The organism is Dyadobacter fermentans DSM 18053 (genome assembly GCF_000023125.1).
Lineage (GTDB): Bacteria > Bacteroidota > Bacteroidia > Cytophagales > Spirosomataceae > Dyadobacter > Dyadobacter fermentans.
The window spans coordinates 2,477,424-2,499,431 of the sequence record NC_013037.1; the positions used below are offsets into that span (position 1 = coordinate 2,477,424).

Annotated in this window: 20 protein-coding genes and 1 riboswitch; of the genes, 10 read left to right on the forward strand and 10 right to left on the reverse strand. The window is 52.0% G+C overall.

Annotation, left to right across the window (positions count from 1 at the left end; translation table 11 throughout):
* The first annotated feature begins 2 nt into the window (after window positions 1–2).
* Genes DFER_RS09995 through DFER_RS10010 form a run of 4 tightly spaced genes read left to right on the forward strand, consistent with a single transcriptional unit; the run spans window position 3 to window position 2,650 of the window.
* A complete protein-coding gene (locus tag DFER_RS09995; RefSeq protein ID WP_015811506.1) occupies window positions 3–839 on the forward strand; it encodes a phytoene/squalene synthase family protein in 837 nt (278 codons plus the stop codon).
* A 60-nt stretch (window positions 840–899) separates the two neighbouring features.
* A complete protein-coding gene (gene idi / locus DFER_RS10000; RefSeq protein ID WP_015811507.1) occupies window positions 900–1,415 on the forward strand; it encodes an isopentenyl-diphosphate Delta-isomerase in 516 nt (171 codons plus the stop codon).
* A gap of 24 nt (window positions 1,416–1,439) precedes the next feature.
* Window positions 1,440–1,916, forward strand: coding sequence for a sterol desaturase family protein (locus DFER_RS10005; RefSeq protein WP_015811508.1), 477 nt, complete (start codon window positions 1,440–1,442; stop codon window positions 1,914–1,916).
* Window positions 1,913–2,650, forward strand: coding sequence for a lycopene cyclase domain-containing protein (locus tag DFER_RS10010; RefSeq protein WP_015811509.1), 738 nt, complete (start codon window positions 1,913–1,915; stop codon window positions 2,648–2,650). Before DFER_RS10005 ends, DFER_RS10010 begins: the two co-directional genes overlap by 4 nt.
* Here the strand turns inward: DFER_RS10010 and DFER_RS10015 are convergent.
* The 6 genes from DFER_RS10015 to DFER_RS10040 are packed head-to-tail and all read right to left on the reverse strand — an operon-like array spanning window position 2,612 to window position 10,010.
* Window positions 2,612–3,751, reverse strand: a complete 1,140-nt coding sequence (locus DFER_RS10015; RefSeq protein ID WP_015811510.1) for an NAD(P)/FAD-dependent oxidoreductase — start codon at window positions 3,749–3,751, stop codon at window positions 2,612–2,614. The genes DFER_RS10010 and DFER_RS10015 overlap by 39 nt on opposite strands.
* A complete protein-coding gene (locus DFER_RS10020) occupies window positions 3,735–4,430 on the reverse strand; it encodes a methyltransferase domain-containing protein (RefSeq protein WP_015811511.1) in 696 nt (231 codons plus the stop codon). Before DFER_RS10020 ends, DFER_RS10015 begins: the two co-directional genes overlap by 17 nt.
* Complete coding sequence (locus DFER_RS10025; protein ID WP_015811512.1) at window positions 4,417–6,387, reverse strand: UbiA family prenyltransferase; 1,971 nt, start codon at window positions 6,385–6,387, stop codon at window positions 4,417–4,419. The genes DFER_RS10020 and DFER_RS10025 overlap by 14 nt, the downstream gene beginning before the upstream one ends.
* A 60-nt stretch (window positions 6,388–6,447) precedes the next feature.
* Complete coding sequence (locus DFER_RS10030; protein ID WP_015811513.1) at window positions 6,448–7,257, reverse strand: serine O-acetyltransferase; 810 nt, start codon at window positions 7,255–7,257, stop codon at window positions 6,448–6,450.
* Between the two features lie 16 nt (window positions 7,258–7,273).
* On the reverse strand, window positions 7,274–9,106 hold the full coding sequence (locus tag DFER_RS10035) for a family 2A encapsulin nanocompartment cargo protein cysteine desulfurase (RefSeq protein ID WP_015811514.1): 1,833 nt from the start codon (window positions 9,104–9,106) through the stop codon (window positions 7,274–7,276).
* Window positions 9,090–10,010 (reverse strand): family 2A encapsulin nanocompartment shell protein, encoded by a 921-nt coding sequence (locus tag DFER_RS10040; protein ID WP_015811515.1) that lies wholly within the window; start codon window positions 10,008–10,010, stop codon window positions 9,090–9,092. Before DFER_RS10040 ends, DFER_RS10035 begins: the two co-directional genes overlap by 17 nt.
* A gap of 400 nt (window positions 10,011–10,410) precedes the next feature.
* Here DFER_RS10040 and DFER_RS10045 point away from each other — a divergent pair, with 400 nt between their 5' ends.
* Complete coding sequence (locus tag DFER_RS10045; protein WP_015811516.1) at window positions 10,411–10,860, forward strand: transposase; 450 nt, start codon at window positions 10,411–10,413, stop codon at window positions 10,858–10,860.
* On the opposite strand, the gene DFER_RS10050 is transcribed toward DFER_RS10045, so the two are convergent.
* Both DFER_RS10050 and DFER_RS10055 read right to left on the reverse strand, forming a co-directional pair.
* Entirely contained in the window at window positions 10,857–11,276 is a 420-nt protein-coding gene (locus DFER_RS10050; RefSeq protein WP_015811517.1) for a hypothetical protein, read from the reverse strand. The genes DFER_RS10045 and DFER_RS10050 overlap by 4 nt on opposite strands.
* 104 nt (window positions 11,277–11,380) lie before the next feature.
* On the reverse strand, window positions 11,381–12,475 hold the full coding sequence (locus DFER_RS10055) for a glycoside hydrolase family 26 protein (protein ID WP_015811518.1): 1,095 nt from the start codon (window positions 12,473–12,475) through the stop codon (window positions 11,381–11,383).
* Between the two features lie 229 nt (window positions 12,476–12,704).
* Here DFER_RS10055 and DFER_RS10060 point away from each other — a divergent pair, with 229 nt between their 5' ends.
* The 4 genes from DFER_RS10060 (at window position 12,705) to DFER_RS10075 (ending at window position 15,636) form a co-directional block, all read left to right on the forward strand.
* The gene (locus tag DFER_RS10060) at window positions 12,705–13,181 is read left to right on the forward strand and encodes an Lrp/AsnC family transcriptional regulator (protein WP_015811519.1); all 477 of its coding nucleotides are present in this window, start codon (window positions 12,705–12,707) and stop codon (window positions 13,179–13,181) included.
* A gap of 7 nt (window positions 13,182–13,188) precedes the next feature.
* The gene (locus DFER_RS10065; RefSeq protein WP_015811520.1) at window positions 13,189–14,136 is read left to right on the forward strand and encodes an EamA family transporter; all 948 of its coding nucleotides are present in this window, start codon (window positions 13,189–13,191) and stop codon (window positions 14,134–14,136) included.
* A gap of 1 nt (window position 14,137) precedes the next feature.
* Entirely contained in the window at window positions 14,138–15,001 is an 864-nt protein-coding gene (locus tag DFER_RS10070; protein WP_015811521.1) for a chromate resistance protein ChrB domain-containing protein, read from the forward strand.
* 80 nt (window positions 15,002–15,081) lie between these two features.
* Entirely contained in the window at window positions 15,082–15,636 is a 555-nt protein-coding gene (locus DFER_RS10075) for a hypothetical protein (RefSeq protein ID WP_015811522.1), read from the forward strand.
* A gap of 9 nt (window positions 15,637–15,645) precedes the next feature.
* Here the strand turns inward: DFER_RS10075 and DFER_RS10080 are convergent, their stop codons facing one another.
* Together DFER_RS10080 and DFER_RS10085 are read right to left on the reverse strand one after the other, a co-directional pair.
* A complete protein-coding gene (locus DFER_RS10080; protein ID WP_015811523.1) occupies window positions 15,646–15,897 on the reverse strand; it encodes a hypothetical protein in 252 nt (83 codons plus the stop codon).
* Between the two features lie 115 nt (window positions 15,898–16,012).
* The gene (locus tag DFER_RS10085; RefSeq protein WP_015811524.1) at window positions 16,013–17,221 is read right to left on the reverse strand and encodes a cysteine desulfurase family protein; all 1,209 of its coding nucleotides are present in this window, start codon (window positions 17,219–17,221) and stop codon (window positions 16,013–16,015) included.
* A gap of 112 nt (window positions 17,222–17,333) precedes the next feature.
* A riboswitch (SAM riboswitch) is annotated at window positions 17,334–17,427 on the reverse strand.
* A gap of 261 nt (window positions 17,428–17,688) precedes the next feature.
* Here DFER_RS10085 and DFER_RS10090 point away from each other — a divergent pair.
* Window positions 17,689–22,002, forward strand: coding sequence for an FG-GAP-like repeat-containing protein (locus DFER_RS10090; protein ID WP_015811525.1), 4,314 nt, complete (start codon window positions 17,689–17,691; stop codon window positions 22,000–22,002).
* The last annotated feature ends 6 nt before the right edge of the window (window positions 22,003–22,008 follow it).

Below are 22,008 nucleotides of genomic sequence, written 5' to 3' on the forward strand. Positions count from 1 at the left end.
TTATGAAAGCCCTTTTTGATGAATTATCGGCGTCGTGCAGCAAAAAAACCACGCAATTGTACAGCACCTCATTTTCGCTGGGTATTTATTTCCTGAAACCCTCGTTTCACAAGGCCATTTACGGCATTTATGGGTTTGTGCGGCTGGCCGACGAAATTGTGGACAGCTTTCATGGCTACGAGCAGGCGGTAATGATGGCACGCATCCGCAGGGAAACGCACGAAGCGATACGCGAGCGGATCAGCATTAACCCGATTTTGAACAGCTTCCAGCACGTGGTGCACACCTACCAGATCGAATGGCAGCTAATCGATACATTTCTGAAAAGCATGGAGATGGATCTGCTTCAAAAGGAACACACGCAGGACTCATACCAGGAATATGTGCTGGGCTCGGCCGAGGTGGTGGGATTGATGTGCCTGCGTGTATTTACAGAAAACGACCGGGCGCTCTACGATTCGCTGAAACCCTACGCCATGAAACTGGGCGCCGCTTTCCAGAAAGTAAACTTCCTCCGCGACCTGAAAGCCGATTACCAGACGCTCGGCCGCACTTATTTTCCGGGAGTGAATTTCAACCATTTCTCCTATGCCGACAAAGTGCAGATCCAGCAGGAGATCGAGGCGGATTTCGAGGACGCGCTCACGGGTATCCGCGGCCTGCCTTCGAGCTCGCGCAGAGGCGTTTACCTGGCCTATTACTATTATAAAAAGCTGTTTATGAGGATCAAGGAAACGCCACCGGAAAAAGTGATGAATGCGCGGATCAGGATTCCGGATATCGACAAGTTCGGACTGATGTTTCGGTCGCTGCTGAGGCACCAGTTTGATCTTTTATGACGTTTTTGTGTTGTGTGGAAAGAATAATCCCGCAATACAAAACCTGAAACCCACCATTCTATGAACGACCAAGTTGTGCTGGTAACGGAAAACGACGAGGCCATTGGCCTGATGCCCAAGCTCGAAGCCCACGAGAAAGGGGTGCTTCACCGTGCATTTTCGGTATTTATTTTTAATTCAAACAGCGAAATGCTGCTGCAACGCCGGGCATTCGGCAAATACCATTCGGAAGGCCTTTGGTCCAACACCTGTTGCAGCCACCCGCTCCCGGGCGAGGCCGTGCACGATGGTGCCGTACGCCGCCTGCGCGAGGAAATGGGCATTCACGCCGACCTCGAATTCCTTTACACCTTCCAATACCGCGCCGACCTGGAAAACGGCCTGACGGAGAACGAGCTGGACCACGTTTTTTACGGTGTTTCGGACGCCGTCCCGGCCATCGACCCGGCAGAAGCCAGCGAATACAAATACCTGACGATGGACGAAATACAGGCCGACATCGCGCAAAACCCGCATAGCTACACCGAATGGTTCAAGATATGCATGCCGGTGATCGCCCGCAGGATGAAAGTCTGACTTTTAAACCAACCCCAAAACCGCATGATGCCGCATTGGACACTCAACGTACTGATTACCCTGGCCGCGTTCGTTGCCATGGAATGTGTGGCATGGCTGGCCCATAAGTATCTGATGCACGGCTTCCTGTGGTTCTTGCACCACGACCATCACCAGCGCGACGACGGCGATTTTTTCGAGAAGAACGATTACTTTTTCGTCATCTTCGCCACGCCCGGCATTGCGTTTCTCTGGCTGGGGTTGAATGCGGGGTTCAATTACCTTTTCTGGATCGGGTTGGGCATTACGATTTACGGCTTCGCGTATTTTCTCGTCCACGATATTTTCATCCACCAGCGCTTCAAAAGGTTCCGCAACACTGAGTCCGTTTACCTGAAAGCCATTCGCAGGGCGCATAAAATGCACCACAAGCACTTAGGCAAGCACGGTGGCGAATGCTTCGGAATGTTGTGGGTCCCGCTCAAATATTTTCGTGAAGCCCAAAAAGCGACCGCCAAATGAACTCCCTTTATCTGCTGGTGGACCTGGGCGCGATTTCGGTGCCGCTACTGGCCTCGTTTCATCCGAAAATCCGGCTCGACCGGCATTGGAAAGCATTATGGCCGGCGATCGTGCTGGCCGCCGTGCCGTTCATTATATGGGACAGCTATTTTACTAAAATCGGCGTATGGGGCTTCACGCCGCAGTACCTCATGGGCGTAAGCCTTTTCGGCCTGCCGATTGAGGAAATCCTGTTTTTCATTTGTATTCCGTATGCCTGCATGTTCACGTACTTCTGTTTCCGGCTGTGGAAAGGCCCGGAGCTGCGTGTGCGGGCGGAGCAGACGGTGACGTGGATTTTCCTCGGCCTCTGCATTGTATTGGGTTTGCTCGGAGCGGGCCGCTACTACACGTCGTCGACTATGATGTGGCTGGCGCTCTTCCTGATTTACCTGAAATGGCAGGCAAAACCGCGCTGGCTGGGCTTGTTCTATTACTCGCACCAGTTTTTGCTCATTCCTTTCTTCATTGTGAATGGCATTCTCACCGGCACCGGGCTCGATAAGCCGATCGTGTGGTACAACAATGCCGAAAACCTGGGCGTGCGCATTTTCACGATTCCGATCGAGGATGTTTTCTACGGCATGTTGCTGCTGCTGCTGAATGCGCTGCTGTTTGAGTATTTTCTCCAAAAATCCGAAAAAGCGCAACTTCCCTCAGAACGTATGCCCATGCGTGAGGGAAACCAGCTGTGACGTGAGCCAGGGTGTTTTGTCAAGCAATTTCAATGCGAAATCCGTAGTGCGGCTTTTCCCAAACAGCTTTTGAAGATGATATCCTGCTCGCACCCGCGTTCCGAATGCGGCATTCCACGCGCTGTGGTAATGCTCTGATGCCTTATCGTGCGTTTGCTTTCCGTCAAAAAACAGGTACAACTGCTCTGCCAACAATTTGGAAGCGCGCATGCCCATGCTCATCCCATTGCCGCAAAGCGGGGTGATGGAGCCGGCCGCGTCGCCGAGCAAAAATATGCCGTTTGAATGCGTTTGCTTTTTGCTGAACTGGACATTGCTGATCACGAGCGGCTGTGCGTTCACAAACTCGGAATGCGTGAAATAGTGCTTCAAAAAGGGGCTTTTAAATAAAACAGCCTCTTCCATTTGCTTCACGTCCTTGCCATTCGCGATGAGATTGCGAGCGGTGGTGAGATAGCACAGGCAGTACCAATCCTGGTCGACCTTCGAAATGCCGCAGTAGCCGCCGGTAAAGTTGTGGAGCTCGATGCGATCCGTAGGAAAATCGGTTTTGATGTGGTATTTAACGCCGATATAATTCTGACTATCAATCTTTAATGCATCATTTTCATGCAGCCGGATGAATTGCGGCCCGTACTTGCCGTAACTTCCGCAAACGACCTGAGCTTGAAAATCTCCGGCGGAGGTCCGGACCTGGAAACCATCGTCCGCATTACCCTGAACGTCAATCACCCGGCATTCCTGCATCACGCTTACGCCTTTGCGGACGGCAAGTTCAAAAAGTGCGTGATCGAGCGTGAAGCGGCTGATGCCGAATCCGCCCATTCCAAGCCGGTGGTTAAGCACAAATCCCCGTTCGGAACTGATGCCCAGCCGGCTGATTTTCGGCAGCTCCATTTCAGCAAGGGGCAATCCCAGACTTTCCAAAAACGGCCAGCTCTCCATTGAAATATACTCCCCGCAAACCTTGTGAAACGGAAAGCGGTTCTTTTCAAACAACACCACCGAAATGCCGCGATCGGCCAGCTGGATCGCCAGGCACAATCCCGCCAGCCCGCCGCCGACGATCGCACATTCGAAATGTTCAGCCCGCGTTTCCATACACGATCACTTCATGCCTGAATGCCCATCGGTTACGTACCGAAAACCGTTCTGCTCCGGCGCTTTTGAGTATTTGCAGCCATTCTTTCTTTTTAAAACCTCTCAAAACGGACAATGGCGCATCGTTTTTGACAAGGTAGGAACTGGAAAACAGCCGCGTCAGAAATTTGATCGAATAATGCGCCAATGCATTCCTTTCCAAATCGTTGATCACGAGAATAGCGCGGTTTTTAATGGTAAAACGGACGAGCTCTATCAATTCACTATCCGAAAGATGGTGGCAGAAAAGGCACGCGTGGATTACATCGACCTGCTGTACATGCAGGTAGGTGTTGCGGTAATCGTCGCAAATGAGTGCGACTTCACTGTTCTTTAGATTTTCCTCGGCGTAGGCAATGCAATCGGGTTTGAGGTCCACGCCGTACAGATCGAGCGCGAAGCCCGCCTTCCTGTTCCACGCAGCAATGCGTTTGAGCGTATCACCGCCGCCGCAGCCAATATCGACCAGCGTAAACCGCCTGCCTTTTTGCAGCACGCGTTTCAATGCATTGAATGAAACGGCATATCCACCGAGCCAATGGTTGATGAAATCCAGCTCGCGGAGATTTTGAAAAAGATCCGCCGCCGGAATGTCGTCCGCATCGAGCAGCTCCTTTTGCCCGCTCCTATGCCCGAACATACCGTAATTGCATGGTTTCGATGCTGAGCCCCGGGCCAAATGCGGCCGCAAAGATGCGGTCGTTCAGGTGCTCTGGCTTCGTTTTTTCCAGGACATTTTTCAGGACAAACAGCACGGTTGGCGAGGACATATTTCCAAAATTCCGCAACACATCGTACGTTGGGGAGAGCATGCATCTGTCCAGTTCCAATGCCGCCGCAAAGTCATCCACAATGCGTTTTCCGCCGGGATGCACTGCCCAATGGCCATAATCGTCCGACCTCGACCCGACCGATTTCAGCATGGGCCGGATATTTTCCCGGATCAGATCAGGCACGTACGACGACAAATTCATGATAAAACCCGTCTCCGACAGCTGCCAGGCCATATCCGAGTAGCCATTGTGCAGCACCATTGAATTGAAACTATCGACTTTCACCGCGTGCAGATAGTGATCGTCCGGCTGGGACGACACGAGCAATGCCGCCGCGCCATCGCCGAAAAGCATATTGGAAAGCAGATAATCATCATTATAGCGCTTCTGAAAATGGATCGTGCACAGCTCCGTACACACGACCAGCACTTTGGCATTTGCATTGCTTTTGCAGATGGCATCCGCATTTTTCAATGCCAGAATCGCCGCATTGCAGCCCATAAAGTTGACGCTGCTGCGTTGTATCGAAGGATTCAACTTCAATTCCCGCATCAGTTCCACATCCAGGCCCGGCGCAAAAAGCCCGGTACAGGTCACGGTAATCAAATGCGTGATGTCTTTTTTAATCATATCAAAATCCCGGATCTGCTCAATCGCCTTTCTGGAAAGCGCCGTGGCGTGCTGCTGGTAAAGCTGCATGCGCTGAGAAAGGGTGGGCTCGGGCAATAATGCGGCATTCCGGTTGAAAAACGTGTATTGATCGGGATTTTTATCGAAGTCGGGAATTACCGAGTAACGTTTTTCGATCCCCGTTTTGCTGGCTACGATCTTGATTTTTCGGCGGGTACTCAGGTCGTCGGTCGAACGCAGGTAGAAATCGGTAAGCGTTTCCTGTGCATAACCATATTCGGGAACGGCTGTTTCAATAGAGGATAGATAACTCAATGGAATTCTGTTGATAATTATTAAAACGATGAAACAACTATTCATGCAAATCGCCGCCACCCAGTTCATCCGCATGGTATTACGGAAATTGGCCTGTGCGCGATCCTTCCAAACCAGCGAAAACCAGACCCCGAACCAAATCACAATGGGGATGAAGAACACCTGGACAATGTAAAAAATCATTCCAAGGTCCCTGGTCGTAAAGTACAAATAATAAAACACATTGCAGAGCACAAACATGGCCGTCGTGAACACGAACGTGCCGATATGGCCCAATTTGTAGCTCAACGTAACGATGCCGTCGCGCAGGTCCTGCTCGTGCTGGTACACCTGCGTGAGCGGGTACGCGCCTGCGATCTGGAGCGAGCAGCCCAGCAACACGAAAATATTGGCCGTATCAAGCCGCAATGCGCCGCCCGATATGCCGGCGATCGACATATAGTAGGTGAATGCGCCCTGAAAAAACACGACCGTCAGAAATCCGATCACCGGGTATTTTTTCAGCCTGATCAGCCGCGAACTGTACGCCCGCGAAGCCCCGATGTACAGCACCAGGCAGAGCGCGAACAACGTATTTACGAATACGAGCGCCAGAATGGTTGCGGCAGCATCCAGAAAAAGTGTAAGGTAAAAAAGCCGAATGGTAGGAAGCGGTGGTTTTTCAAGGCCGCCAATGCTTTCCTCATCGCGGTCGATGTAGCTGTTGTAGCCGTTGCTGGCGGGATACACGAGCAAATGGATGATCAGGAAACTCCACAAAGCCTGCCGGTGCACAACCGTCTCGGCCTGACTGTAAGCGAACAAAAACAGCGGCGCCAGGAAAAACGAGAACGGAATCCGGAGCAGTTTAATGGTGTTGCGATCTATCAATGCGGGCATGAGGCAAGATATGCAAAAAACCGACATCACCGCTGGCGACCGCCACCCGCCCGGAGACTATTAGCCAACCGCCCCACCCTCCCGCACCGTAATTCGCAGCTGATGCGTGTTGAACACCTGCGAGTTAGGCGCAACACTCTTCGTGAGGAACACGCTACCGCCGATCACGCTGTTTTCGCCGATGACCGTATCCCCGCCGAGAATGGTCGTGCGCGCATAAATGATCACATTATCGCCTACCGTCGGGTGGCGTTTGGTGTTAAAAAGCTCCTTCGCAACCTGCAATGCGCCGAGGGTGACGCCCTGGTAAATGCTCACATTCTGACCGATCACCGAAGTGGCGCCGATCACAATGCCCGTTCCATGGTCGATCATAAACGGCACGCCGATGGTTGCCTCAGGGTGGATATCGACGCCCGTTTTGCCATGCGCATACTCCGTGAGAATGCGCGGGAGCACGGGTATTTGCAGGATACTCAGGTAATTGGCAATGCGGTACACGGCAATGGCGTAAAAGCCCGGATACGAAACGATCACCTCGTTCACGCTCGTGGCCGCGGGGTCATACTCGTAAATTTTGCTGGCGTCGAGGCGGAGGTTTTTGTAAATCGTTTCGAGCTCGTCGTAAAAAGAGGCCACTTTTTGTTCGATGGCGATCTTTTTCGGGTCGAGATAGCTGAGCAGGATGTTTTCCAGATCGATCTGATTTTTCTTCAAAATACCTTCATACGAGGTCTTTTTGGGCAAATGATTGCTTGGGAAGAGAAAGTGGATCAGGCTGTCGAGCCAGGCGGTGGCATCATGCCAGGAGGGAGTCGCCTCCCACTCGGCATGATGCGTTTTTTTTAGAAGATCAATGAGTGATGACATGCGTGAATGCGGAATCTTATGCTCTGCGGCCCCTGCCGCTTGCTGCGAGCCGGTGCAGCGTGCCTATCAGTACGTCAATTTCCTCACAGGTGTTGTAAAATGCCAGCGAAGGACGCACCGTCGTTTCAAGGCCGAACCTCCTGAGAATGGGCTGCGCACAATGGTGGCCTGAGCGCACGGCGATGCCTTCCTTATTCAGCGCCGCACCGACTTCCTCGGTTTTATACCCATCCAAAACGAATGACAAAACCGATGCTTTGTGCTTCGCCGTGCCGATCAGCCGCAGGCCCGGAACGTGTTTGATCAGGCCTGTTGCATATTCGAGCAGGAAACTCTCGTAATTATAAATGTTTTCGATGCCAAGCCGGTTCACATAATCCAATGCGGCACCCAGCCCCACGGCGTCGGCAATATTGCCGGTACCCGCCTCGAATCGGGAAGGTGCGTTGTGGTATCGGATGTGCTCAAATGTGACGTCCACGATCATATTGCCCCCACCCTGCCACGGCTGTGTGGCATTGAGAATGTCTTCCTTTCCATATAATGCACCGATTCCCGTTGGCCCGAATACCTTGTGCCCCGAGAATACAAACCAGTCGCAATCCAGCATGGTAACGTCCGTCCGCATGTGCGACACCGACTGCGCGCCGTCGAGGAGCACTTTCGCACCGGCCGCATGGGCCATGCGGATGATGTCCGACGAGGGCGTCACCGTTCCCAATGCATTGGAAACCTGAGTGAACGATACGAGTTTGGTTTTGGAGTTCAGCAAGCCTGCGTATGCATCGAGCAGGATCTGGCCGTCGTCGTCGACGGGGATCACGCGCAGTACCAGGCCTTTTTTGTCCGCCAATTGCTTCCAGGGAACAATGTTGGCGTGGTGTTCGAGGTGGCTTACGATGATTTCGTCCCCCGCATGGAGGTTCTGGTCGCCCCAGGTTTTGGCCACGAGGTTAATGGCTTCGGTGGTTCCCCTCGTAAACACGATCTCGTTCACCGAGCGTGCATTCACAAATGCCCTCACCTTCTCGCGCGCGGCCTCGTAGGCGTCCGTGGCGCGGGCGGCGAGCTCGTGCGCGGCGCGGTGGATGTTGGAATTCTCGTGCTCGTAAAAATAGCTGATCCGGTCGATCACCTGTTTCGGCTTCTGGGTAGTTGCCGCATTATCGAACCAGATAAGCGGTTTGTCATTCACCCGTTCCCTGAACACCGGAAAGTCGGCCCGGACGCGGTTTACGTCAAACGGAATGCGCCCGATCGGGCTTTGAACGGCACGCCCCAGCTGGTCACGGTCGCTGCCAACATGTATATTACCCAGCGAAAACGGTGAAAAACTATGCGGCAAAAAATTGGAAGCACCCGGAATATGCGGCTTTTCGGCAAAGGTTTCATTCAAAAAATAGTAAGAGGGCAACGCATCGCCCGGCGACACCCCTACTCCCGCAGCCGATGGCGGCACCTTGCCATCCGTGAAATGCGGGTCGGGCAGGCTGGTCTGCGGTTCATTCAGATCAAAGTTCTGATGTCCGTGCGAAGGGCCGCGATCAAAACGCTGATATCCCGACGAATGCGATTCCCAGCCATGAAAACGCTGATGCCCCGACGAATGCGATTGCCCGCGATCGAACTCCTGCTGAATGATACCCAGCATTTTTTGCGCCCTCGGATGGTCTTCCAAATGCGGCGAGAATGCGGGCGACGGCATTTCGCCCGGCATAGCTTTGAAAAGCTCGTTGGCGAGCCGTTCCAAAGCGCCGGCATCGGGCGAATTGACCGAAGAACCGTCTGGGAAACCATTTGGGATGCCGTCTGGCAGCCCTTCCGGAAATCCTTCAATATTTGTACTCATGGTAGTTACCGATTTCTACATCTTCCAAAATCGCAATCGCATCGTCGACCAGCACGGCCAGTGAGCAGTAAAGCGACACCAGGTACGAGGCAATAGCCTTGTCGTTGATGCCCATAAACCGCACCGAAAGTCCCGGCGACTGCTCGCCCGGCAGGCCTGGTTGGTATAACCCCACTACGCCCTGGCGGCTTTCGCCGGTACGCAGCAGCAGGATTTTCGTCTTGCCGTTTTCAATGGGCACTTTATCGGAGGGAATCAGTGGAATGCCTCGCCATGTAATGAATTGTGAACCGAAAAGCGAGATGGTCGGTGGCGGAACACCCTTGCGCGTACACTCGCGACCGAACGCGGCGATCGCCTGCGGATGCAAAAGGAAGAAACCGGGTTCCTTCCACACTTTCGTCAAAAGATCATCCAGATCGTCCGGCGTCGGCGGGCCAAGGCGGGTCGAAATTTTCTGTTTGGCGGATATGCTGGAAAGTAATCCATATTCGGCATTATTGATCAGCTCGCTTTCCTGGCGCTCCTTAATACTTTCAATGGTCAGGCGAAGCTGCTCGCTGATCTGGTTATACGGCTTGCTGTACAAATCCGACACGCGGGTATGGACGTCAAGCACGGTCTGCACGGCGGTAAGGTTGTACTCGCGCGGATTTTCGACGTAATCGATAAATGTATGCGGCAGTTCGCGTTCATCGCGGCGGGAGCAATCTACTTCGGCGGTACTTCCTTCTTTCACTTTGTTGAGGCGGTACACGCCGGACTCTACGGGAATCCAGTTCAGCAAATGCGTAAGCCAGCGCGGTGTGATCGCCTCGAACTGAGGGACCGTCCGGGTCGCGATCGCCAATTGCCGTGCTGCCACGTCACCGAGTGCAGTTTGATTTTGGTTTAACTTGGCCATTCTGTATTTGATTATTATTGAAAAACGAGCTGGATGGCGCCATCGGGCATTTCGCTGGCGCGGCCCGATTAACGATCACAAACATACGTGAACTATAAATCAGGCATTTAAAGAACCACACAATCTGCCACCAGCCTTTTTCGCATCCGTTCCCCAAGACCGCAGGTCTCCGTAGCTTATACCTAGATACTGTTTTCATTTACCAAACACCAGGAATAATATTTTCCATTTAAACCATATAGCCAATTAAAATTCGGCATATTTATCTATCGTTTTAATAGAATTCGTGGATTGACCGATCTGGCAGCTTACCACTAAAAATATTGTATATAAATTCGATAGACTAAATATTATATCATCTTTTTTGTTAGATTTGGACTTCTCATTCTATCATTTCACTATGCAAGCGGGCAATCTGATCGATATTTATAAGAACGAAACCATCGCGACAGAGGCATTCAGGGATTTCAGGTTACGGCGTGGGATCATTTGCAAGAAATGCAGCGGCACGCATCACTACTGGCTCGCGCCGAAGCAGCAGTTTCAATGCAAGCAATGCCGGTTCCGCACCACGCTGCAAAGCGGCACGGTGCTTGAAGGAAGTAAGCTGCCGATCTCCTATTTCTTCATTGCCGTGTACATGATCCTTAAAAAGGGCAATGCATTCACGATCCAGGACTTCCAGGAAGAAACCGGCCATAAATACTACGAGCCGCTCTACGACTTCATCCGAAAAGTACGCGCCTATCTAAACGCCAACGACCCAAACACCGTCCTGATTGATCTGGTGGAGCTGTTCAATCATCATTTGATCAACCGGAAGTTTCAGGAGCGGGTTGTGCAGGATTAATAGTTCAAATCGAATTGCTCTGTTGAACGAAACACGCGGCCATCTTTCGCTTTCACGTAGGCTCCGTAAATCAAAAAATGGGTATTACTCGGAAACCCAAGCTTTATCGTTTGCTGAATATCCCCTTCCTTCATTGGCTGGGTAAATACTACATTCTTACCATTGCCGAGCGGATTCTGCGCCGTTGGGCTTTCCAGAAAAGCATATGTCACACCATATTCTTCAATTGGAATGTTCCCAATGCGCTCGATGTGGATGCTAAAACTTTCGATCACTCCGCCCAACGGGTGTAAAGTTGCTGGAAGAATGTTAAATTCTGGTACAACAGGCTCAGCAACAGGCTCTTTCTTCCTATCGCAGCCGGAAAGGATCAGCACAGATGTCAGCAGGATGAGGATCGGGAATTTGATTGTCATGGCGATACTCGTTTGTGAAACTTTCCACAAATCACAATGAAAAATCCAATCAAATCCTTACCCCTTGTGCGAACGGCAATCGCCAAATTATCAAACGCGAAGCATTACCGATACACTTCCTTCAAATCCTTCTCGAAAAGCGTGTAAGGATCGTGATAAAACTTTACGAAGTCGGCAGCGCTGATCTGCCCGGGGAAGGGGGCGTAAAAATGGGTGGGGCTTTTGGAATCGTTGCGCCAGACGAGCACGTAGGCGAGTTGCAGTTTTTCGGTTTTCAATGTTTTAAGCAATGTCTCGGTCCACCAGGTCGGGTTAGGAATGCTTTCGAGGCCGGTTTCAGTGAATGCGGCGAGTTTGCCGGCTTTCTGGGCATATTCCGATACAATTTTGAGCTTCTTCGAGCCGGCTTCGAGGTTGTATTTCCCGTCGCGGCCGAAATCACCGTAGTTGTCCATTCCCACCATATCCACCCATTCGTTGCCCGGGTAGCGTTCGAGAAATTCATATTCCGAAGTGAACTTATTATCGGGCGAAAACGCGTAAATGAGGTTGTGAACGCCCATTTGATCGCGGAGATAGGATACGGTAAACCGCCAGACGGCGATAAAGTCTTCGCGTTTGGTGTGCCCCTTGCCCCACCAGAACCAGTCGCCATCAAATTCGTGAAACGGTCTGAAAATCATGGGTGCCAGCGTCCCGTCCTTTCCTTTTACGGAGTGGGCAAAATCGGCTATCGTTTTCAGTATCAGCTTGTACTTTTCGTGATGCGATCCGCCGGGTTTGATCAGCGACATGGCGGGTTTTGATACACCATCTTTCCAATAAAAACCGCCTTCGGAGGCTGGATTGGCAAAATGCCAGGCCACCGTCGTGATCCCTCCTCGATTATAGGTATCCACCACATTTTTCCGCAATGCAGCCGCCGTTTTGGCGATCTCCTCCGCCGGACGGCCCGAAAGGCCCATCAAATCGACGCCTATCACAGCCGGATGCGAGCCCGTAACCGACTTCACGTCCGACCGTTCCGCATCGCCCGACCATCCGTGCCCGTATTCGATAGCGTGCTGGTGGCCAAACAGAATGTATTGTTCAGAAAGCTTTTTGAGGTTCCTGTAGAGCGCTGCGGTTTCCGGCGTTGCTTTGGTATCTATTTGCGCAATGGCAGTGCCGGTGCATAATACAGTACTCAACAGACTCATTATTAGTCGGTTCATGCGTGTGTTAATTAGGATTTGGAATAGTACAAAGATGAGAAATGACCACGTTCCGTAGGATCAGCAGTTATTTTCCGGTTATGTCGAAGAAAATTCGAGAAATCCGGCATTGCGACGAACTTTTAGGTACAACACATTGTATTGACTGAACTATATTCAAAATATAAGTACTATTTTTGAATATAATTCTATCCTAATCCTATTTCACAGAATAATGAACGGATCAGATATCGTTCTCGACAAGACCGACCTGAGCATTCTGCGCCTTATGCAGGAGAATGGCCGCATCACCAACGCCGACCTCGCGCGCGAGCTTGAAATGGCTCCCTCAGCGGTGTTGGAACGCGTCAAAAAACTGGAACAGAAGCAGGTGATCGTGAAATATACCACGCGGATCAGTCCGGTAGCATTGGGGCAGACGCTACTGGCATTCATTGCCATGAAATCGTCGGAAGGGATGGGCAGCAACAACACCGCGAAGGAGCTGGCCAAAATTCCGGAAGTACAAGAGGTTCACCACATTGCGGGCGAAGATTGCTATATGGTAAAAGTCCGCACGGCCGATTCTGCATCACTGATGGAGCTGATGCGCAACAAGTTCAGCCGGATACAAAACATCACATCCACACGGACCACGATCGTCCTCGAAACGGTCAAGGAAGAGCAACAAATCGTTATACCTGAAAAATGAAATAGCCATGCAAACGTCTACAAAAACTCCTTCAACATTCATGGTGGTACTGGCATTCGCCACCGTTTACATCGTTTGGGGATCAACCTACTTCTTCATTCAGAGGGCATTGGAGGGTTTTCCGCCATTCTTCCTGGGTGCATTCCGCTTCATCATCGCCGGCCTGCTGATGCTCGGATGGAGCCTTTTGCAAGGCGAACAGGTATTTTCCTGGAAAGTAATGAAGCCCGCCCTCATAACGGGTTTGCTGCTGCTTTTTGTGGGTAACGGCGTGGTGATCTGGGTGGAACAATTCCTGCCTAGCGCGATGGTGGCGATCATGGTGTCGTCGGCGCCGCTGTGGTTTGTGCTTTTGGATAAGCCGAAATGGTCGGAGAACCTGAGCAACAAATCGACAATTCTCGGCCTGGTGGTCGGTTTTGCCGGCGTGATCTTGCTCTTTTATGAGAAAATAATGGCCACAATGTCGTCGCTGAACAGCGGCCGCGATCTTTTTGCGATGGCGCTGGTCGTGCTGGGCTCGATGGCCTGGGCGGGCGGTTCGCTGTACTCAAAATATAATTCTGTTTCCAAATCGGCCACCGTCAATTCGACATGGCAAATGCTGGCGGCCGGCATTGCGTTCATCCCCGGAACGTTGCTAACGGGTGAATACACGTCGGTTGACCTCACCGCAATCCCGCTGAATGCATGGCTGGCAACGACCTACCTGATCGTATTCGGTTCCATTGCGGGTTTCAGCGCTTATGTGTGGCTTTTGAAAGTCCAGCCTGCCACCAAGGTGAGCACCTATGCCTACGTAAATCCCGTGGTGGCGGTGTTGCTAGGCATTTTCTTCGCCCACGAAACGATTACCATGATGCAAATCGCGGGGTTGGTAGTGATTTTGGGTAGTGTTCTGTTAATTAATTTGCATCAATACAGAAAACCTAAACAAGTAACTGCTACCTGCTGATATGAAATGGATTACCCGCGAGCGGCCGAAAATCGACCGCCTCGCCTGTCCCTGGCTTATCCGACGCTTTATCGACCCGAAAGCGCAAATTATTTACGTGCCCGAAAACGAAGTCCTGACCCAGGCCGCCGCCCTGAACGCGACTCCGTTCGATATCCCGGGTGTCGAGTTCACGCATTATGACGATCAATGCACGTTCGATTATTTCATCAAAAAATACGAACTGAAAGATCCAGCCCTGCAGGTAATGGCACCGGTAGTGCGGGGCGCCGATACGGACGACCATGCGTTGGCGCGACAATCCTCGGGCTTATGGGCTATTTCAGCCGGGCTGGCTCACAACACGCAGGATGACCAGGAGTTACTCGAAAAGGGAATGCTTATTTACGACGCGCTGTACAGCTGGGCGACGCATTTACGTGAGGAAAAACACACGCAAAGCCCGACCGAGCATTTGCTTTTGCAGATTTATAAAACATATATCAGCAACAAGAACGAGAAGAAATCGAAGGTGCCGGCATGGACCAAAGACCTCAAAAACCTCATTCAGGATCACATCGACACCAATCTTAACTTCAACCTCAAGATCGCTTCCGAAGAACTGGATGTGAACCCAGCCTATTTATCGAGGGAATTTTCGCGTTATTTTGATAATCTTTCATTCGGAGAATACATCCGGAAACTGCGGATCGAAAAGTCCATTCAACTGCTCGAATCGTCGGAAGATTCGCTGGCGGAGATCGCTTACCTCACGGGTTTCTCGGATCAGAGCCATTTCAACCGCGTTTTCAAAGCGCATATGGGCCAAACCCCCTCGGAATACAGAAAATTCATCCGAAAAAGTAAAGGAAATACAAAACGTTAAATCCGTTCTATCCTGCCCGGTAATTGGTTTTTAGAATTGTATTGCGGTTTTGACCCGCATTCATTTTAAAACCAAAGTCTATGTTCCGTTTTTCAACCGGAAAGCTCTTTTTTACGCTTCTTACGCTTGTTTCACCGGCCTGCACCATCGCCCGCGCGCAGCAACAGGCACAGCAATCCGCCCCGTCAACCGCTCCCGCGCATTCATATCCGCGCATGGCTGGTTACGTAGGCATTCTGCACCCGATCGTCACATTCAGCAGCGAGGGTACAGTTACCAATTTTGATACCTATTATATCGTCGGGATGCCGACAGGCATTAATATCTGGAAAAGTCCGAAAATCGGCTTCTCGGCGGAGTTTGTGCCGCTGGTAAGGGCTGAAAACGGGAGCAGCAGGATGGCCAACTTCCTTTTCCACCCAGGCATATTAGTGACATTAGCACCCGGGCTTACCTTCGCTGGCCGCGCCGCATTCGAGACGGCCGGGAGGTATGGCTTCACACCGGTTTTGAATAAAATCGTGAAGAAAAACAAGAATAGTGGCTATTTCGTCGCGGTGCCGGTGCCATTCCGCTTCGGGAACGGCCACCCGGCGTCGGTTACGGTAGGATTTCAGTTTGGGATCACCTTCTGATCGCGGGCATCAACACATGGAAGCATCCATAATTCTCTCGACTTCTGAAATGTCGCGGTTACGGCGGATCAGGGTCATGATTTTCTCAAAATCGATCAGTTGCGACGCCTCGAACGCGATCACGCCCACGAAACTTTTGCCTTTGCTGATAAAATTGAGATGCCTGATCTTCGCCCCGTTTACGGATTCTACACTCGACGTAATTTTGTGCAGATTCCCGGCATTCCGGTAAATAATCCGGAGAAAAAAGGTTTTGCTCATTGTTGTCCTGATGTTTAAAGTGGTTTGTTGAGAATATCGGCCGTAAACTTTCACGGCTCTACTTACCTTACGCCTGCGGGAGCCAATTGGTGCCGGCAGGCTGTATTAAATTTTGTTAAAATTGGAATTGCCTGGCTCCCCCGGAACTATCCAAAGCCCAGCTGGCAATGTTTTTCCAGGCCTTTCCCGCCGCGACCAGCGGATCGGATTCGTAAATCCGCACAATGGCCGCCACAACACGGTCCAGCTCTTCGAAAGTATTGAACTTGCTGAATGAAAAGCGGACATTCTCCTTGTCGGCCTCACACGCAAGCGCGCGGATCACGTGCGACGTGCCCCTGCCCGAACACGCGCTCCCGCCGGAAACGGCAATGCCGATCTGGTCCAAACCAGCTACCAGGCTGCCTGTGCTCAAACAGGGAAACGACACGCTCAGCACGTTGGCAACGCTGTTTTCGAGCGACTTACTTTCACCATTATAACAAATACCCTCAATGCCGCTGATTGCCAGCTTCGATACCAGGTATTGTTTCAGTTTACAGATCTTCGTCTGATTCTCATCCAGATTGCGGTAAGCCACTTCAAGTGCCTTCGCGAGGCCCACAATGCCTGTTACGTTTTCGGTGCCGCCGCGCTGGCCGCTTTCCTGCCCTCCGCCATAAATAAGCGGTTTCAGGTGGTGTTTTTTATTGATGTATATAAATCCTGCACCTTTCGGCCCATGAAACTTGTGCGCCGAACCTACCAGGAAATCAATGTCCTGCAAATCGAACCGCACTTTGCCCATGGTTTGGGTGGTATCGGTAAAAAAGACCGCATTGTATCGCCGCGCAAGCACGCCGATCGCCTGAATGTCCGTCAGATTACCTATTTCATTGTTCCCATGCATGAGCGCGATGAGCGTCCGCGGGTTTGCGCGCAGGAGGTTTTCGAGATGATAGAGGTCCACATTGCCGCGTTCGTCGAGTTTTACAAAACTGGTTTCGATATCCCCTTCCTTTTCGTGGCGTTTCAATGTCGCCAATACCGCCTTATGTTCAATCCGGCTCGTGAGCACGTGGTTCAGGTCATAGGCCTGGATCGCGCCCGACAATGCGAGATTGATGCCCTCCGTGGCTCCGGCGGTGAAATAGATTTCGTCCGGCGAAGCTCCGAGCAGACCGGCAACGGTGCGGCGCGCCTGGTCAATGGCCTCTTTCACGCGGCGCCCGGCGCCATGCGCCGACGACGGGTTGGCATAATTTGTAGTCAGGAAAGGCAGAATCGCCTCGATCACGTCCGGGTCCAGCGCGGTTGTAGCCGCATTATCCAGATAAATTTCCATGTGCGTCTGGTTTGTTGTTGATCAAAGTTGGCGGTCATGCACAGCTTCGCCAGGCCCTGAAACAGCCGGATCTGCAATGCATTACCAGTTTACATCCGTGGTTGGATTCTTAGATTTATCAATAGAATTAGGTTGGGGCACCTTGACGAGTCACAGGTTGCCAGAAGATCACAGAGCCTAACCTCTCCCTTCGTTCTTAATAAATCTATAAATTCGATAGACAAAGATTGATAAAAGATTTCATGAATGCAAATAGCGGTTGCATTTTTTTCTCGTCTCTACCATCATGAGCCGTTGTGATGAAAGCCAAATCTTTACGTTTTCCTCTTTCCGTTTACAACATATTTACCGTCCACTCATCCTAAGCAGCACCCAGCTCATTCTTTACCTGTCCGGCCGTTGTCTGATTATAATTTAAACCCGGAATTAAAGCCATCACTACATTTATTCAAATACACACTTCGCTTATGGGAAGAATCTATTATCGCTCAAACTTCGCCTGGGCCGCCGGTCTGGCCCTCGCTGCTTCGCTCTACTTTGCATTGTACGTTCTGCCGGCCCTGCAAGGCGGTCCAGCTTCTGCACTAAAAGGAAAGGCAGCCGGCCAACCGGCAAACGCCGCCGAAAACCAGTCGCTTTTTGAACAGGTCGCGTTGGCCGAGTACAACATCACAGTCGACAAAAAAACGGGTATTCTGCAAAGCCCCAACCGCACGCAGAACATCAGAAGCTACTTCAAGCCCGGCCTGCTTTCGCTTCGTAACCGCATCAACCAGCGCCACCCGTTCGAAATCTCGCTGGCCACCGAAGGGATTTTCGCCGACGGCAAGCTCCTGCACGAGCCCGCCGAACAGGCAGCCAGCATTATCGACAAAAACCGGTTGCTGCTGAAACACGGCGGGTTTACCGAAGAATTTATCAATAATTCTGAAGGGATCCGTCAGAACTTCATCGTTGAAAACGCACCCGCCAACACGCGTCAAATCGAGGTAAAATTGAAGGCGAGCGGAGTATCGGCCGTCAAAACCTCCGATGCCGGCCTGGACCTTTATTATGGAGAAGACAATACACCAGACCAGCGGCTCACCTACACCGACCTGAAATGCTGGGACGCCACCGGCAAAGCGCTTTCCTCTTCCATGCATTTGGAGGGACTGGAAATCACATTGAACGTTGCTACGGAAAATGCGGTATTTCCGGTCACCATCGATCCCATTATTGCACACGGCAATCCTGCCAATGCAAATACGCAGCTTTTCGGCGCGTCAGCACGTGATAATATGGGTTTCTCGGTTCAAACGGCGGGCGATCTGAACGGCGACGGTTTCAGCGATATCGTCCTCGGCGTTGTGGGTTATGACAATGGCATTAAAGACCAGGGCGCTGCATTCGTGTGTTACGGCTCTGCATCCGGCGTCGTGACCTCTACATTTGAGAAGCTGGAAGGAAAAGTTTCCGAAATCCTCTTCGGCTACGCAGTATCGACAGCCGGCGACATCAATGGCGACGGTTTCAGCGACATTATTGTAGGCGCACCCAATTATGAAAACGGGCAGTCTTTCGAGGGTGCAGTGTTCGTGTACTACGGTTCGGGATCCGGCGTAGGCACCGATCCGTCCGATACCCTGGAAAGTGGTGTAATGAACGCCCGGATGGGTGAAAGCGTGGCACTCGCCGGCGATGTGGATGAGGACGGTTTCAGCGATGTGATCGTGGGGTTACCGGGCTATACCAACGGCGAAATCCGCGAAGGTGCAGCTTACATTTACCGTGGCTCGGCCAATGGATTACTACCACAACCGCAGGTGATCGAAAGTAACCAGGCCCATGCCGCCCTTGGCACTTCGGTCGCCGGCGCAGGGGACGTCAACGGCGACGGTTACAGCGACGTTATCGCCGGAGCACCGCTCTACGACAATAACGAAACCAATGAAGGCGCAGCATTCGTGCATACCGGCGGCGCGTTGGGAATCAACCTCAATCCTATTACAACACTGGAAAGCAACCAGCAGGATGCACGGCTTGGAACTTCGGTGGCTTCGGCCGGTGATTACAACGCCGACGGACTCAGCGACGTAGTGGTAGGAAGCCCGATGTTCGACAATGGCGAACAGGACGAGGGCGTCGCTTTTGCCTACCAGGGGATTGCCAACGGCGGTGTGAGCGGGATGCCCAAAGATACGCTTGAGGGTGATCAGGCACTCGCACGTTTCGGCACCTCAGTATCATGTGCAGGCGATGTGAACGGCGACGGATTTTCTGACGTCATTGCGGGCGCACCCGACTATGCCAATGCATTGTCGAAAGAAGGTGCCGCATTCATTTTTCATGGTGCCTCCATCGGTTTCGGTCTTCGGTCTGCTATACTCGAATCGGATCAGGCGGAGGCGCAAATGGGCATATCGGTAGCGAGCGCCGGGGATGTTAACGGTGACGGTTACAGCGATGTAATCACAGGTGCAAATCTTTACGACGTTGGCACAGGCATTGACAACGGCTCCGCTTTCGTGTTCCACGGCTCGGCATCCAGCATTGCACTCACTCCGAACGTAATGCTCGGCACAAGCCAGGAAGGTGCACAATTTGGCTACTCGGTAACGGGTGCAGGCGACCTGAATGGCGATGGTTTCAATGACATCGCAGTTGGCGCGCCGCATTACGACAACGGCTCCGGAGAAGAGGGCTCAGTCTTTATTTTCTACGGCAAGCCGTCGGGAGTACCGGCCGTGGCCGACCAGAAACTCGATATCGGGCAATTGAATGCAGGTTTCGGCACGTCGGTATCAGCAGCCGGCGATATAAATGGGGACGGTTATGGAGACCTGATCGTAGGAGTACCATATTACGACGCTTCAACGACAGACAATGGTGCGGCTTTCATCTATCACGGTAGCCCGGGTGGCGTTTCCATCATCTGGAACATGGTTTTGGAAGGAACGCAAACGAACGAGTTCTTCGGATTCTCGGTGGCAGGCGCAGGCGACGTGAACGGGGACGGTATCCGCGACGTGATCATCGGAGCTCCGTCGTATGACAAATTAGGCAGCAGTAATTGCGGCGCCGCATTCGTCCACACCGGGAGTACGCTGGGCATTACCAATTTTTACACCAAACTCGAAGGCACCCAGGCGGAATCACAGCTCGGCTTTTCTGTTGCCTCGGCAGGTGATGTGAATGGCGATGGCTACAACGACGTGGTCGCCGGTGCAGTGAAACAATCCAACGGCGAGGCCATTGAGGGTGCGGCATTCGTATTCTACGGAGACAACGATGGAGTCGACAACCAGAAATGGTACATGGTTGAATCCAACGACGCGGGTGCGATGATGGGCTTCTCGGTATCCAGCGCAGGTGATGTGAATGCCGACGGGTTCAGCGACATTGTTGTGGGCGCTCCGCTTTTCCATAACAAACCAGGTTCAAGTGAAGGTGCAGCCTTTATCTACTACGGGTCTAATCAAGGCACTCAAACAGTCGGAAACCTGCGGCTCAAAGGCTTGCAACCCGACGCACATTTTGGCGCAGCGGTTTCCGGCGCAGGTGACCTGAACGGTGACGGTTACAGCGACGTAGTGGTAGGCGCGCCCGATCACGATAACGGCAAAAACAATGAAGGGGCCGCATTCGTATTCGACGGCACTCCTGGCGGATTGAGCCCTTCTAACCCGGCAATGGTTGAAAGCAACTTTGCCGATGCACGTATGGGCGTATCGGTGTCAGGCGCCGGGGATGTCAATGGAGATGGTTATAGTGACGTCGTGATCGGACTGATCAATTATAATCTCGAAACGAGCGGCATATTCAATAACTCGATCGATGGCGGCGCGGCATTCGTGTACCATGGAAACCTGGGAGCGAAAGGATTGAAAAATAACCTGCGCGTTTACAATTCCGACCTTGTCTCGAATATCAGCTATTTGCAGATCAAAAAAGACGACTTCGGTTTCGGGCTACATGTAAGGTCTTTCCTGGGATCTGGCAAGGTACGTCTGGTGTGGGAGGCCCGAAAAGAAGGCACCGCGTTTTATGGCAACGGGAATATCAGCAACAGCACCAATTTCTCGGGTCAGCAGTCGCAATACGCAGACCTTGCGGGAGGCGGCAGCGAGCTGAAAACGTTTATCACCAAACCGGGATTTGATACAAAGATCCGCGCCCGGGCGAGATTCAACCTTGTGAAAGCGCTTACAGGACAAGTTTACGGTCCGTGGAGATTCCTGCCTGCGTACACGCAGTCGTCCTACACGATTTTGAAAGATCCTCAACTTCCCGTCACGCTGGTGGCATTCAAGGCGAAAGCTGCCGAAGGAAATGTCTCGCTGGAATGGTCGACCTCGGAGGAAATCAACAGCGATCGCTTCGAAATCCAGCGCAGCACCGACGGCCAAAGCTGGATGGAAATTGGTAACCTGAAATCACATGAGAATGCACACAAGCTCAATGCATACTCGTTTCTGGACACCATGGCCTGTGCTTCCGCCAAACGCTACTACCGCCTGAAAATGATTGACCTCGACGGCACATTCGCATTCAGCCACATCGAATCGGTTACCCTGGCGAAAGGGATTGATACCAAAATTTACCCCAACCCAACCGCCGATGTACTGAACCTGCGCAGCGAACAGAAAGTCACAGAAGTACAGGTGTTCAATGCAGAAGGCAAAGCAATGCTGGTCGTCCGCGACGCGAAAGGCGTGAGCCAGGTGGATATCCGCAAACTGCCAAGCGGTATTTATCTCGTAAAGATCAATGGCGAATCGTTCCAGATTTTGAAACGTTAACACCGG